The sequence below is a fragment of the Herpetosiphon llansteffanensis genome (genome assembly GCF_003205875.1).
In the GTDB taxonomy this organism is placed as follows: domain Bacteria; phylum Chloroflexota; class Chloroflexia; order Chloroflexales; family Herpetosiphonaceae; genus Herpetosiphon; species Herpetosiphon llansteffanensis.
Genome location: NZ_PUBZ01000092.1, coordinates 51,126 through 64,419, shown reverse-complemented (window position 1 = coordinate 64,419; position 13,294 = coordinate 51,126). Strand labels below are relative to the sequence as shown.

The window sequence follows — 13,294 nt, the reverse complement described above, 5'->3', positions numbered from 1 at the left end:
TATACCGTCAATGACTGGCTTGGTTTACAAGTTTTAGGCCAAAAATGCGATTAATTAGCCTCTGTGCAATGAATGTAATTAACCAAAAGGCGCAGAGCCAAATTAAGACTCTGCGCCATTGCGGTAATCGTTATGCTGTTATCTCCTAGTGACCAGCAGCCACCGCCGATTCTGCATTGCCACCTCTGCCAGCCCATTTGAGCGGCCAGCCAGGCAAGAACAAGCCAAGGATCAGCGCGACCATCGCGACATAGAAGGTGAAGTGATAGGTTTTTTCGAAACCAGCAACTTGTTCAGAACAAGCGGTTTGAATGCTGCTGCGAACTTGGTTTTGCACTTCGGCTGGAGCTTGCGCCACGCCTGCTGGCAAATTGTTGGCCGGATCAACGCCCGGCGTTTCGCACAAGCCAAATGCTGGCGTATGAATTCCTGCCTGAGCATTTTCAGCAGCCCGTGCCTGCGATTCTTCTTGAAATTCTTTGGTTGCAACCGAGGTTGTGCTGGCCAGAATCGTTGCCAACACCGCCACACCAATCGATTGAATGACTTGGCGTGTCGCATTGATCAAGGCTGAGCCGCGGGGTACTTTGGGCAAATCAACATCCGAAAGTGCCGTGACGAAGGTTGTTTGGACGGTCATGCCCAGTGCCAAGCCGCGCAGCGCCAGCAAAAACATAATCCAGCCAATTGAGGTATCTGCTTGAAGCTGCGAAAGTTGCCACGTATTCAAAATCAAAATCGCATAGCCAGTAACGATCAATGGGCGGGGGCCAATTTTATCGTACAAGCGGCCAGCGGTTGGCGTAGCAAAACCAGCGGCTACTGCTAATGGCAGCAAGATAAAACCTGTTTCTAAGGCTGTGCGGCCCCGCAACACTTGCAGATACAAGGGCAACAAAAATTCTGCGCCAAACAAGGCCAAAACGCTGACCCAGCCAACCAAATTGGCCATGGCAAAGGTTGGCTTTTTGAATAAGCGTAAATCCAGCAATGGCTCTTTGGCGACGAACAATTCGATTAAGCCAAACAAGACCAAGCTAATGCCACCAATGATAAACCACAGCGTTACGTTGCCCGAATCCCAGCCTTGTTCGGCGGCAATCGTGGCTGCATAGAGCACAGCACCAAAACCAACGGTTGAGGTGATCAGGCCTAAAACGTCGAGTTTGGGCTTGCCTGTTGGCGGAGTTGGTTTGAGCCAGCGTACTGCCAAGCTGACCCCAAGAATGCCAATTGGCACATTGATGAAAAAGATCCAGCGCCAGAGGTCGTTATCGACTAACAATCCACCCAAAATTGGCCCCAACGCCGGCCCGAGCACCATGGCAATCCCAAACACACCTAAGGCCTTACCACGCTCGTTGGGTGGAAACGCACCATAGATGAATGCCGTGCCAAGCGGAGTCGATAAACCACCGCCAAGCCCCTGAATTGCCCGCGCAATCACGAGGGTTTCAATCGTTGGCGCAACCCCACACAAAAACGAGCCAAACACAAAGATCGAAAGCCCAATCACATAGGTGCGTTTGAGGCCAAAACGATCGGCCATGTAGCCCGAAATTGGCGTGCTAATTCCCAACATCAACACATAAATGCTCAAAATCCATTGAGCTTCGTTGATCGTGGCCCCGAGATCTTGCTGCACCGTGCGAAATGCCACGTTGACGACAGTCGTATCCAGAATCACCATGAAGATTCCGAATATCACCGAAATTAATACCTTCCATTTGTAGTCAAGCCCACCTTTTGGTGATTGCTCTGAATTTTGCGCTGTCGCTGCCATGAAATACCCTCGCAATTAGCCTGTCCAAATTCGTCCACATCAAAAAACAGCAGTCTGTGGGTGCTTGCGACCATGCAAACTACTGCTGATAGATTGCAACTATTTGCTTAGTTAATCTAACTAATCAAATGGTACGCCGAAAAATTTGTTTGTCAAGCCAGAACAGAACGCAAAACGTTAGCATGAAAAAATTTAGGGTATACTAAACGTAGAGCGTTATGCTTGTCCCACGAACCAAGCCTACTCACATGCTGGAAAGTCTTCCAGAACCAGCGCAAACCGTGTAATGAGAGTGCCTAACGACTTTTTTTGTACTTATGGAGTTGTGGGCATGGAATTAGCATTTATTCTCACTGTTGAAGATGTTAAACAGTATCTTCAAGCTGGCAACGAGCTGGTGTTGCTTGATGTGCGCACTGCCGCCGAATTTGAAAGCCTGCATATTGCTGGCAGCCTGCATGTGGCGCTTGATCAGCTTGCGCAGCAAAGTCAACAGCTGAGCGCAACCCTCAAAGCCCCAGTCGTTCTAGTCTGCCGCAGTGGTCAGCGTTCGCAGCAAGCAGCGAATATATTACAGCACGTCGATGTGCCGAGCCTGCATATTCTTGATGGTGGCATTCAAGCGTGGCTGGCCGCTGGCGAAACGGTTAAGCGTGGTCGTCAACGCTGGGCGTTGGAGCGCCAAGTGCGTGGCGTAGCTGGCGGGATTGTCTTAACCAGTATGCTTGGCAGCTTGGTTTGGCCACGTTTGCGCTGGGTTGCCGCCGGAATCGGTGCAGGATTAACCTTTTCAGCGCTGACCGACACCTGTGCTATGGGCACGCTGCTGAGTAAATTGCCCTACAATCGCTTGCCAACTGCTGCGCCGCAAGCTGTTGCTGATGGCGATTTGCGTGAACACAATGGGCTAGTCAACGGTTGATGTTAATAATACGGTGTTAAAGCCCCTCTCCCGCATTTTTTTGGGAGAGGGGGTTGGGGTGAGGGGATTTTTCTAGCTTCCTAGTCGCGTTTGCTAACTTGGGTTGGCATATTCATCAGGTAGCTAATCGTTACCAAATCGCCAACTTGTGGGTTGGCATACATCACTTCGCTACCAAGCCGCGCTTTGATCAAACGCTCAGGTTGCTCATCGTGGGCAAACATCACATCATAAAAAACGCTGCCATGCAAGCTAACCGCTTGGACGCTATGAATGACCGCTGGTCGGGTTCCCGAAAGAATCATGAGTTACTCCACTAGGTTGAATCAATTGCGATTAATTATAACGAGTATTATTTGGCGCAAGGCTAATATTTGGTTGTGGCTGCTGCATAAATTCATAGAGCGGGTGTTGCACTGCGCGATAGCGCTCAAGCGCCGTCTGCACTGGCAAGATAAACGTGCGATGTTCGCTTTGGCCTAAGGTTGGGTGTCGATACACGCCCGCAGCGCCTAGATCCTCAAATAGCAGCATGCGGTAAAACGCTCGCAAGCGTTGGGTTGACGAAATCACCAGATACTCATGGCCTTGTTGCAGGCTATACATCCATAATGCTTTACATAAAAGTAATTTAACTGTCAATAATTCACGACAATGGCGAATCGTAAAGCGCGTTGCTTCCACAAACGAGCGCTGATGCAGCTGGGGAAGCGGGTTAATTGGCACAAATTGCTCAAGCTCAATTGGGCCACGCCTGCCATCGAGCAGCCGCAACGTGCCAACAATCCCGCGCTTGGCCAACTCTGCCACCAAAATTAAACTATGCTCAGCCATGTCGAGTGCATCAAGCGCTTGCGCAGGCGTAGCAAAATGGCCATAGCCGCGATAGCGCAAATCCAAGACCTGCTTGAATTCAGCAAATGAATGCAGTGGGCGAATCTGAATCTGCGTACTGGTTGTCGCAAGTTGGTGGCGATTGGCTAATTTAAGCTCGATCATAGGTATCCTCCACAGCAACAATTAAACCACAGTCAAAACTATCAAGCCTTGTTATCGCTAGGCTAGTGGGATTTTTTGGCTGAATTTGACCCTTGCTTATGATCAATTTTGGCTGAATTGGTTTACCCATGGCTGAACTTCGCTATTGACATTCGCTGATTGGGGCAAAGTCTGCTAGTGATTGTCGTTTTGGCTTGGCGGTTATCCGTTATAATGAAGATACCCGCTTGATATTGTTCGGCGTGCGATTGCGAGGAAGCTCCGTGGTTGCTCCCCTATCCACTCTCGATGACCTAATTTTGCATTATGTCCGTGCCTTGGTAGCCTTACCAAGTGTTACTGGCGACGAACCGGCCTTAGAACACGCTGCGCCGCCGATTGCTGATCTTTTGCGTGGCCTTGGTTTTCAGGTTAGCGTTCACCCGACAGAAGGTGCGCCGATTATTTTAGCCCATCGGGCTGGCAAAAGCGCTCAACGCTTGCTCTTTTTTAATCACTACGATGTGATGCCAACTGGCGTTTGGCGTGATTGGTTTCATGAGCCGTTTACCTTGGCCGAGCGCGAAGGCCTATTGTACGGGCGTGGTGTTGCCAGCGATAAAGGCAATTTAGCGGCACGGATTGCAGCAGTGGCCCATATTTTGGCCGAAACTGGCGAGCTACCAGTTGGCATTACCTTTTTAATTGAAGGCGATGGCCTGAGTGGTAGTCCATCGTTGGCCAATTTGATTGCCGATCAAGCCAACAATTTAACTGCCGATTTAGTTATGGGTTATGGTGGCACGCTTGATCATGCACGCTTGCCGTATCTGTATGCTGGGGTGCGTGGGCGCTTGTTGGTGCGTTTACGCGCTGAGGGAGCCAAAATTCCGATTGGCGCAGATATGGCCACCAGCGTGCCAAACCCTGCTTGGCGGCTGATCTGGGCAGTTAATAAGATTAAAAATGATGGTGAAGAAGTCACGATTGACGGCTTTTATGATGCGGTTGTGCCACCTTCGCGCGAGGCCAATAAGCTCACCCGTGGTTTGCAGCTTGATGAAGCGACGCGACTGAAGGCATGGGGCATGCCTCAATTCTTATTCGGAATGAGTGGTGCTGGCTTGGCTCGCGCCGAAACCTTCAACCCAACGTGCAATGTTGCCGATTTAACCGTTGATACTGGCCATAGCCCCGCCCCAACGATTCCGGCGAGTGCCGAAGTGCTGCTCGATTTTAGCCTTGTGCCAGAACAACGGCCAACCGAAGTTGTGCGGTTGTTGCGCGAGCATCTCAATAGCGCCGATTTCCACGATGTGCATTTGGAAATTGTCAAAGGCGCGTATCCACCTGCCATGAATGCCCTAAGCACGCCCTTATTAAATACCTTGGCAACCGCAGTTGAGCAGGTCTATGGTGCTACCCCGCAAGTTGTGCCGCTTGCGCCCTTCTCGGTGCCATTACACTTCTTTACCGCAGGTATGAATGTGCCAGCTGTGGCAATGGGTATTCAGCGCCCAGATAGCAATGTACGGGTCATTAATGAACACGTGGCTTTAGCCGATCTAACATCGATGGCGCGCTTGATCGAATATCTGATTAATAATGTTGGCTAGCTAATTTTGACAGAATGAGAGAACTGTTGAGGTTCCAGCGCTCCAAAGCGAGTTCATGTACACACCACACATACAAAAGCCCCTCGCCCGAGTCACGGACGAGGGGTTGGGGCAAGGGAATCTAATTAGCCACCAAGTTGCCAACGTTCAATCGTCGTTTGCTCTACGCGGCGCTTGAAATCGAGATAGACTGCATTCGACCAGCCAAAGCCTGGCAACGAGCCATATTTGCCACCTTCAACCTCGCCTGCTGGATCAACCACGTTATATTTTTCCCACATGGCATTGGTGCGCTCAAAAACTGTTTCGTTGAGCGAGCACCAAGCTTGCATTACCTCGCGAGCCTGTTGTTGATAGCCATAGCGCAGCAAACCTTCAACCACAATCCATTGCAACGGTGCCCAACCATTGGGGCTTGCCCATTGATAGCTTGAATGGGTTTTGAGCGTGGTGACCAAGCCACCAGAGCGCATAAATTGGGGTAGCCATTGTTCAACAACCTGCGCCGCTTGATCTGCGCTTGCCCAGCCAGCCCACAGTGGGTAAAAACCAGCCAATGAGGGGTTTTCCAAATCACGTTCTTCGTTGAGATAATTGTAATCGTAGAAAAAGCCGCTGGCTGCATCCCAAAAGACTGCGTGCATGGTTTCGGCGCGTTCGGCGGCGCGTTCTTCCCATTGTTCAGCCGCCGCTTGATCGCCGCGCAAACGAGCAGCTTGGGCAAAATCACACTCGCGCAGATACAAAATACTATTCAAATCAACTGGCAAATGGCTCATCCATTGGCCATTGCAGCGGGTTGAATGATCCCAGCCGCTTTCACAGCAGGCCAAGGTATCGAGATAATTAATATCAAAATAGCGCGACAAGCCGCGATGCACTTGGCGCTGATGCGGGTGCGCAGTTGCCAACCAAACACTGGCATGCTCTTGCTCGGCCAAGGCCATCATGGTTTGCAGCCAGGTTGCACAATCTGCATCGCCAGCAGCCTGTTTGCTCTGGTAGGCCAGCCAAATCAATTGAGTGAAAAACGGTGGTTGGCTGCGCGAAAGAAAATAATAGCGGCTGGCATTGGGAATTACCCCAAAACGCTGATAGAGATAGGCCATATTTTCAACCATGCCCACAATCGCTGCTTCGTAGCGCGTGCCACCCAAGCCCAAGGCAATAAAGAAACTATCCCAATAAAACATTTCTTGAAAAGTTGGGTCGTGGGTTGGCACCATAAACGTATGGGGCAAGCCAATTAGGGTTTTTCGATCTTCCGGCTGTTGACGAACAAGTTTGTCCCAATAAGTATCGATGTACTGCGTGATTGCAGGCTGTCGCATACGCTTCCTGTTCTTTTTGACTTCTACCGTGTGCTGTAGTATGATCGCGATGCCGCACGTACTACCGCGCTCCATTGTTCCGTTTGGGGCACGTTTGTATGTTAAGCTATGTTTGAACCACGACGTTCAACTAACCCTTAGGAGGACTCAACCATGGCTGCGCCCATTGACCGCGCACAAATTCTGGAGGCCTTGCGCACCGCCGATACGACGATTAGTTGTTATCTCGATCTTGAGTCGGGTAGTGTAATCAGCATTGATGACACTGCTTCCGACGCTGATACCGAAGCAAAGCGCAACGATATTATGGAAGGCTATGGCGAACGTTTTCGCTATATCTCAGGTGGTCAGACCGGCGCTGATGATGCTGCGGTTCAAGCATGGCTTGATGGCGAAGGCTTATAAACCTTTGCTGGCAACGCCAATGCCCCATCTATAACCCCAAATGCGTTTTCCAGTGCCTCGTGTTTCATTTGCGTGGATATGGCTGGAGCGATTGATACAAGAAGAACATAGAACGAGTTGGTTCTGTGTTCTTTGCTTTTTAGCTCCCGCAACTTGCTACAATCTGCTAGCTATTTTTAGGAGATCTCGATGGTCAATAGTTATGCTGCCGCCGAAGCATTGCTGGCTGAATGGGTCCAAAGCGAAAGTTTGCGCAAACACTGCCTTGCGGTTTCTACCTCCATGCGTCATATGGCGCAACGTCAACAGGCTGATGCCGAGCTTTGGGCAACTGTAGGCCTGATTCACGACCTCGATTATGAGCGTTTTCCCAATGCTGCCCAATCTCCTACAGCCGAACATCCCTCCGAAGCAGTGCGGGTGCTCCGTGAACTCGGGTGGAGCGAGGAGATTTGTCGCGCTATTTTATCACATGCCGATTATTGCCATGTTGAGCGCAACACGCCCATGGAAAAAACGCTTTATGCGGTCGATGAGCTCTCAGGTTTTGTCACCGCCGTGGCCTTAGTGCGGCCCGATAAGAGCGTGCACAGCGTCGAAGTCAGTTCAGTTAAAAAGAAGATGAAGGATAAAGCCTTTGCCCGCGCCGTCAATCGCGAGGATATTATTCGCGGTGCGCAAGAACTCGATGTGCCGCTCGAAACCTTGATTGAGGAAGTGATTACGGCTCTGCGCGGCAATGCGGTCGCCCTAGGCTTGAATGGAATTTAGCTTTCAACCTAACCGCGAAGAACGCGAAGAATCGCTAAATGCGAATACGTAACTTCGTGCTTCTTCGTGCTCTTCGTGGTTACAAACATTTTATCTTTGAACATCCATTAACATGTAGTTGCAGCATGAGTTGGCCATTAAACTTCATTCCTCAGCATTCCAATCGGCTAAATCGCTTGATTAACTAGGCAACTTCGCGCAATTTCTGGCACTATCCCTGCTAATCAACCGCTGTATCTGCTCAACGCTGTGCTGTATTTGCCTGCAATACTGCTGTATTGCTGCGTATTTTGCTGTGGATTGATATAAACGCTGTGTTTTAGAAGGATGGCAAATCATGCAAGAATTACCGAATCGTCTGATGATTGTTTCTAATCGCCTGCCGATTACAATCGCTGAGCAACCCAATGGCACGCCGATGCTCAAACCTGCCTCTGGTGGCTTGGTCACTGCACTTGACCCAATCTTGCGTCAAGCCCGCGGGACATGGATCGGCTGGTCGGGAACCAATGATGCTGATCAGACGGTTGATCAATTGCTCGAAGATGCTACCAATTCAATTGGCTATCATATGCACGCGATTCACTTGAGCCAAGAAGAACAGGAGAAGTTTTATTTGGGCTTTTCCAATGAAATTATTTGGCCCTTGTTTCACGATTTACAATCGCGCTGTAATTTCGACCCAAGTTATTGGAATACCTATGAGCAAGTGAATCGTAAATATGCTGAAACTATCGCCCAACATTATCGTGATGATAATTATATTTGGGTTCAAGATTATCAATTAATTAATGTTGCCTGTGAATTACGCCAGCTTGGTATTGATGCCCATATTGGCTTCTTTTTACATATTCCTTTTCCCCATATCGATATTTTTCTAAAATTGCCATGGCGCGAGCAAATTCTCAATGGCTTGCTGGAATACGATTTGCTTGGCTTCCAAACCAATCGCGATTTGAATAATTTCTTGATTTGTGTTGAATCATTATTGCCTGATGCAGAGATCGATCGTTCTGGCGAATATCCATTAATTTCACACGCCGATCGTAATCCAACCAAAGTTGGCTTCTTTCCAATTAGCATCGATCCCCATGAATTTCGCGCTGCTGCGCATACCCAAGATGTCGATAGTTTGTATGGCCAGATTCGCGAATCATTTCCGGCGCGTAAATTAATTCTTGGTGTTGATCGTTTGGATTATACCAAAGGGATTCCAGAACGCTTGCAGGCATTTAGTACTTTGCTTGAAACCTATCCTGAGCTGCAACAAACAATTTCATTAACCCAAGTTGTGGTACCAAGCCGTGAAGATATTAATGAATATGCCGAATTAAAACAAACAATTCAGCAATTGGTGAGTGATATTAATGGCAAATATACCAAAATTGGCTGGGTTCCGATTCATTATATCTATCGCTCGTTGCCCCGCGACGAATTATTAGCCTATTATCGTGCTGCTCATGCCGCATTAATCACGCCGTTAAAGGATGGCATGAATCTTGTAGCAAAGGAATATGCGGTTTGTGGCCCTGATGATGGCGTGCTCATCCTTAGCGAATTTGCTGGCGCTGCAATGCAACTATCTGAACATTCATTGACGGTTAATCCGTATGATCTTACTGGAACGGCCCAAGCAATTTATAATGCTGTCACAATGCCGCGTGCTGAACGAATAGAACACATTAGCAAATTGCGCCATTCAATCAATCAATATGATATTTACTGGTGGGTTAATACGTTTTTGCAAGCTGCCAATGTTAAGCGTTCAGAGTCGGTTGAACAAGCCTCAGGTTTGGAAGCGCGCTAGCTACTAAAGGAGTTTTATGCAGAACGATTGGTATAAAGATGCAATCTTTTACGAATTGCATGTACGAGCTTTTCAAGATAGTAATGGCGATGGTAATGGCGATTTTCGTGGCCTAATTTCGCGCTTGGATTATTTGCAAAGTTTAGGGGTCGATTGTTTATGGTTATTGCCGTTCTATCCATCGCCTGGCAAAGATGATGGCTATGATGTGGCCGATTATTGTAATGTGCATCCTAGTTATGGCACGATGGAAGATGTGGTTACATTTTTCGAAGCAGCCCATTCGCGTGGCTTGCGGGTTATGATTGACCTTGTAGTTAATCATACTTCGGATCAACATCCATGGTTCCAAGCTGCTCGCCAACCAGATTCGCCGTATCGCGATTATTATGTGTGGAGCGATAACAATCAACTGTATCGCGATGCACGAATTATTTTCACCGATACTGAACGCTCAAATTGGGCTTGGGATGATGCTTCGGAATCCTATTATTGGCATCGTTTCTTTAGCCACCAGCCCGATTTGAATTATGAGAATCCGGCTGTATTGGAAGAAATGTTCAATATTATGCGTTTTTGGCTCGATCGCGGGGTCGATGGCTTTCGCATTGATGCAGTGCCCTACTTGATCGAACGCGATGGCACAAATTGCGAAAACTTACCTGAAACTCATGCAATTTTGCGCAAAATGCGTGAATTTGTCGATCAGAATTATCCTAATTGTGTGTTGCTGGCCGAAGCAAATCAATGGCCGGATGATGTGCGCCATTATTTTGGTGATGATGATGAATTTCATATGGCGTTTAATTTTCCGGTTATGCCACGTATGTTTATGGCGATTCGCAAAGAAGATAGCACGCCAATTATCGATATTGTACGCCAAACGCCAAAAATTCCCGATAATTGTCAATGGGCAACATTTTTACGCAATCACGATGAATTGACCCTCGAAATGGTTACCGATGAAGAACGTGATTATATGTATCGTGAATATGCAGCCGATCCACGCATGAAAATCAATATCGGCATTCGTCGCCGTTTAGCACCCTTGATGGATAACGCGCGGCGACGGATGGAATTAATGAATAGCATGCTGTTAAGTTTGCCTGGCTCGCCAATTATTTATTATGGCGATGAAATTGGTATGGGCGATAATATTTATCTTGGCGACCGTAATGGCGTGCGAACCCCGATGCAATGGAATGGCGACCGTAATGCAGGATTTTCAGCTGCCGATTTTGCCCGTTTGTATAGCCCAGTAATTATCGATCCAGTCTATGGCTATCAAGCGATCAATGTCGAAGCCCAAGAGCGCGTCCAATCATCGCTGCTGAATTGGATGAAGCGGCTGATTCGGGTGCGCAAGCGCTATTCGGTTTTTGGCCGCGGCGATATTCGGATTCTCGAAACCCAAAATCGCAAAGTTTTGGCCTATTTGCGCAGCTATTCCGACCAAATTGTGCTGATTGTGAATAATCTTTCGCGTTTTATCCAGCCAGTCGAGCTTGATTTGGCTGAATTTGCGGGCATGCGCTTGGTTGAATTGATTGGCGAAACGCCATTTCCAACAGTGGCCGAAACACCATACTTTCTCTCGTTAGCGCCACATGGTTTTATGTGGTTCCGCTTAGAAGGAGCGCGCCTTGCTCTCGACGACGCTTAAACAACGCCTGCAACCAATTATCGCCGTCGAGCGTTTGGGATTGATCACCGATATTGATGGGACGATCAGCAGGATTGCGCCAACGCCCGATGGTGCGACGGTTGATCCCTTATGCAGAGCCGCCTTAAGCCAGTTAGCGGAGCATCTGCCCTTGGTGGCGGCTGTTTCCGGTCGAGCGGCCCGCGATGTTCAGCGTATGTTGCAACTGCCAGCTATGCGCTATATCGGCAATCATGGCTTGGAAGTTTGGGGCCAAGATGGCGGTGTGCTTGTGCCTGCCGCCCAACCGTTTAGCGCTGCGGTGCGCGAGTTTGTGGTGGCGATGGAGCGCTATGCCTTGCCCGAAGGCGTTGTGCTTGAATCCAAGGGCATCACTGCAACCTTGCACTATCGTTTGGCTACCGATCAAGCTGCTGCTGAGGCCTGGTTGCGCAAAGTGCTGGGCGAATTAGCTTCCGCCCACAATTTGATTATCACCGAAGGCTTGATGATTTTCGAGGTTCGGCCACCAGTCAGTTGGCATAAAGGCAGCGCAGTCGGCTGGCTGATCGAAGAGCAAAAACTCGAAGCCGCCATCTTCTTCGGCGACGATTTGACCGATGTTGATGGCTTTCGGGCGATTGCAGCGGCTCGCGAACGTGGTTGCCAAGCGGTGGCGATTGGCGTGATCAATCCAGAATCGCATCCATCGGTGGCCGAAACTGCCGATATTTGTATCGATGGCGTTGGTTCAACCGCCGAAGTGCTGCAATGGATTCTTGAGCAGCGGCTGGTTCAGGTTCAAGCAACGAATAGCTAGCATTTGCCAAATTCGCAATTCAGGTAGCTCCAATCTACACTTGTTTAAGAACAGGTTGCAGATTGGAGCTTTTGTTATAGCTATAATGCAGGTGGTACAAAATAATCGTTATCATCGTTTGAGCGTGGTTTATCTAATTCTGTGCGATATAAACGTAAATGTGGTCGAATTAATCGAATAATATATTGATTAAAGCAAAATGTAAATAAAATTGTTAGCGAAAATTGAAGAATTGGTGATAATAATGAAAAAGGAATATTAAATGTAATTATTGCGAATATTTCCATACAGCCCGCAAATATGGCTAGAAAACCCAACCATAAGCGTAGATTATAACGATTAGCTTTAATTGCCCGATAGCGCAAATCAAGCTGTGTATGTTTATCAAGCCCTTGCAATTCAGGAACTGCATTATTCGACCAATAAATTTTCATGGCTATTCCTGTACTAGAATTGAGATTAATTAAGCATGGGGCACGAAGTAATCATAATCATTTTGTGCAGTAGCCTGCTCAAGCTCACGGCGATAGCGGGCTAAAGTTGGGCGCAGTGCAGCATAGAGAATTTGGACACTTACAAATCCAATAGTTCCACCAATAAGAATGCTAATTAGAAATGACAATGGAAATACTAGCTGCATATAAAAAACCATGAAGATACTTGCCGCTGGCATCACAATCAACAGGCTGAGAATCAGTATGCCATACCCAAACCATAATAGTGGATTCAGCATATTTTCTTTAGTTGCCTGCTTAATTAATAAACGATGTTGATTTTTAGGATAAGCCTGAAGTTCGGGTACTGAGGTCGTTGAAAGATAGATTTTCATCGATCACATCCTAAAATTATTTGAACGATAGAAATTAAAAAGCATGTGGCACAAAATAATCATGATCATTTTGCACAGTAGCATGTTCAAGCTCACGGCGATAGTGAGCTAAAGTTGGGCGCAGTGCAGCAATAATAATGGAATTACTGATTAAGCCGATAATTCCACCAGTGATTGCACCCAACAGCATGCCCATCCAAAGGCTATCTAGCTTTGGAAAAAGCACTATCGCAGTAATGATCCCGACAAAGAGCACAGCGTAGCCAAGCCAAACCCTTTTGTTTTTACGATTTGCTTTTAGCGCTTGTTTCCAGAGCAGGCGTTTTTGGGGCTTAGGGTAGCCGTCAAGCTCTGGTAGTGAGTTGAGCGAAAGATAGATTTTCATGGCTT

At 48.0% G+C, this 13,294-nt stretch carries 14 protein-coding genes; 7 read left to right on the top strand and 7 right to left on the bottom strand.

All coding sequences use genetic code 11. From position 1 onward, the window contains the following. Window positions 1–145: 145 nt before the first annotated feature. Window positions 146–1,783 (bottom strand): DHA2 family efflux MFS transporter permease subunit, encoded by a 1,638-nt coding sequence (locus C5S61_RS11765; RefSeq protein WP_110515251.1) that lies wholly within the window; start codon window positions 1,781–1,783, stop codon window positions 146–148. A 331-nt stretch (window positions 1,784–2,114) separates the two neighbouring features. Between C5S61_RS11765 and C5S61_RS11760 the strand changes: the two genes are divergently transcribed. Then, window positions 2,115–2,705 carry a rhodanese-like domain-containing protein gene (locus C5S61_RS11760; protein ID WP_110515250.1) on the top strand — a complete coding sequence of 197 codons (591 nt, stop codon included), beginning with the start codon at window positions 2,115–2,117 and terminating at the stop codon, window positions 2,703–2,705. An 80-nt stretch (window positions 2,706–2,785) separates the two neighbouring features. Here C5S61_RS11760 and C5S61_RS11755 read toward each other — a convergent pair whose 3' ends face one another. Together C5S61_RS11755 and C5S61_RS11750 are read right to left on the bottom strand one after the other, a co-directional pair. Then, the gene (locus C5S61_RS11755; protein WP_110515249.1) at window positions 2,786–3,010 is read right to left on the bottom strand and encodes a hypothetical protein; all 225 of its coding nucleotides are present in this window, start codon (window positions 3,008–3,010) and stop codon (window positions 2,786–2,788) included. A gap of 31 nt (window positions 3,011–3,041) precedes the next feature. Next, entirely contained in the window at window positions 3,042–3,704 is a 663-nt protein-coding gene (locus C5S61_RS11750; protein ID WP_110515248.1) for an N-acyl amino acid synthase FeeM domain-containing protein, read from the bottom strand. Window positions 3,705–3,967: 263 nt separating this feature from the next. On the opposite strand from C5S61_RS11750, the gene C5S61_RS11745 reads away from it, so the two are divergent. Continuing rightward, window positions 3,968–5,299 (top strand): M20/M25/M40 family metallo-hydrolase, encoded by a 1,332-nt coding sequence (locus C5S61_RS11745; protein ID WP_110515247.1) that lies wholly within the window; start codon window positions 3,968–3,970, stop codon window positions 5,297–5,299. A gap of 125 nt (window positions 5,300–5,424) precedes the next feature. Here C5S61_RS11745 and C5S61_RS11740 read toward each other — a convergent pair whose 3' ends face one another. Further along, window positions 5,425–6,630, bottom strand: coding sequence for a trehalase family glycosidase (locus tag C5S61_RS11740; RefSeq protein ID WP_110515246.1), 1,206 nt, complete (start codon window positions 6,628–6,630; stop codon window positions 5,425–5,427). 153 nt (window positions 6,631–6,783) lie between these two features. Between C5S61_RS11740 and C5S61_RS11735 the strand changes: the two genes are divergently transcribed. The 5 genes from C5S61_RS11735 (at window position 6,784) to otsB (ending at window position 12,075) form a co-directional block, all read left to right on the top strand. Next, entirely contained in the window at window positions 6,784–7,035 is a 252-nt protein-coding gene (locus C5S61_RS11735) for a hypothetical protein (protein WP_054533626.1), read from the top strand. Window positions 7,036–7,224: 189 nt separating this feature from the next. Then, the gene (locus tag C5S61_RS11730; protein ID WP_110515245.1) at window positions 7,225–7,806 is read left to right on the top strand and encodes an HDIG domain-containing metalloprotein; all 582 of its coding nucleotides are present in this window, start codon (window positions 7,225–7,227) and stop codon (window positions 7,804–7,806) included. A gap of 337 nt (window positions 7,807–8,143) precedes the next feature. After that, window positions 8,144–9,613, top strand: coding sequence for an alpha,alpha-trehalose-phosphate synthase (UDP-forming) (locus tag C5S61_RS11725; RefSeq protein WP_110515244.1), 1,470 nt, complete (start codon window positions 8,144–8,146; stop codon window positions 9,611–9,613). 16 nt (window positions 9,614–9,629) lie between these two features. After that, window positions 9,630–11,276, top strand: a complete 1,647-nt coding sequence (treS, locus tag C5S61_RS11720) for a maltose alpha-D-glucosyltransferase (RefSeq protein ID WP_110515243.1) — start codon at window positions 9,630–9,632, stop codon at window positions 11,274–11,276. Further along, entirely contained in the window at window positions 11,257–12,075 is an 819-nt protein-coding gene (otsB, locus tag C5S61_RS11715) for a trehalose-phosphatase (protein WP_110515242.1), read from the top strand. Before treS ends, otsB begins: the two co-directional genes overlap by 20 nt. A gap of 80 nt (window positions 12,076–12,155) precedes the next feature. Here otsB and C5S61_RS11710 read toward each other — a convergent pair whose 3' ends face one another. The 3 genes from C5S61_RS11710 to C5S61_RS11700 are packed head-to-tail and all read right to left on the bottom strand — an operon-like array spanning window position 12,156 to window position 13,289. Then, window positions 12,156–12,509, bottom strand: a complete 354-nt coding sequence (locus tag C5S61_RS11710; protein WP_110515241.1) for a hypothetical protein — start codon at window positions 12,507–12,509, stop codon at window positions 12,156–12,158. A 29-nt stretch (window positions 12,510–12,538) separates the two neighbouring features. After that, window positions 12,539–12,904, bottom strand: coding sequence for a hypothetical protein (locus tag C5S61_RS11705; protein WP_110515240.1), 366 nt, complete (start codon window positions 12,902–12,904; stop codon window positions 12,539–12,541). Between the two features lie 34 nt (window positions 12,905–12,938). Further along, window positions 12,939–13,289, bottom strand: a complete 351-nt coding sequence (locus C5S61_RS11700; protein WP_110515239.1) for a hypothetical protein — start codon at window positions 13,287–13,289, stop codon at window positions 12,939–12,941. Between the last annotated feature and the right edge of the window lie 5 nt (window positions 13,290–13,294).

Excerpts from the sequence above, each read along its gene's own strand:
- C5S61_RS11765 (WP_110515251.1), bottom strand. The coding sequence starts at position 1,783 with ATGGCAGCGACAGCGCAAAATTCAGAGCAATCACCAAAAGGTGGGCTT.
- C5S61_RS11760 (WP_110515250.1), top strand. The coding sequence starts at position 2,115 with ATGGAATTAGCATTTATTCTCACTGTTGAAGATGTTAAACAGTATCTT.
- C5S61_RS11755 (WP_110515249.1), bottom strand. The coding sequence starts at position 3,010 with ATGATTCTTTCGGGAACCCGACCAGCGGTCATTCATAGCGTCCAAGCG.
- C5S61_RS11750 (WP_110515248.1), bottom strand. The coding sequence starts at position 3,704 with ATGATCGAGCTTAAATTAGCCAATCGCCACCAACTTGCGACAACCAGT.
- C5S61_RS11740 (WP_110515246.1), bottom strand. The coding sequence starts at position 6,630 with ATGCGACAGCCTGCAATCACGCAGTACATCGATACTTATTGGGACAAA.
- C5S61_RS11735 (WP_054533626.1), top strand. The coding sequence starts at position 6,784 with ATGGCTGCGCCCATTGACCGCGCACAAATTCTGGAGGCCTTGCGCACC.
- C5S61_RS11730 (WP_110515245.1), top strand. The coding sequence starts at position 7,225 with ATGGTCAATAGTTATGCTGCCGCCGAAGCATTGCTGGCTGAATGGGTC.
- C5S61_RS11725 (WP_110515244.1), top strand. The coding sequence starts at position 8,144 with ATGCAAGAATTACCGAATCGTCTGATGATTGTTTCTAATCGCCTGCCG.
- treS (WP_110515243.1), top strand. The coding sequence starts at position 9,630 with ATGCAGAACGATTGGTATAAAGATGCAATCTTTTACGAATTGCATGTA.
- C5S61_RS11710 (WP_110515241.1), bottom strand. The coding sequence starts at position 12,509 with ATGAAAATTTATTGGTCGAATAATGCAGTTCCTGAATTGCAAGGGCTT.
- C5S61_RS11705 (WP_110515240.1), bottom strand. The coding sequence starts at position 12,904 with ATGAAAATCTATCTTTCAACGACCTCAGTACCCGAACTTCAGGCTTAT.
- C5S61_RS11700 (WP_110515239.1), bottom strand. The coding sequence starts at position 13,289 with ATGAAAATCTATCTTTCGCTCAACTCACTACCAGAGCTTGACGGCTAC.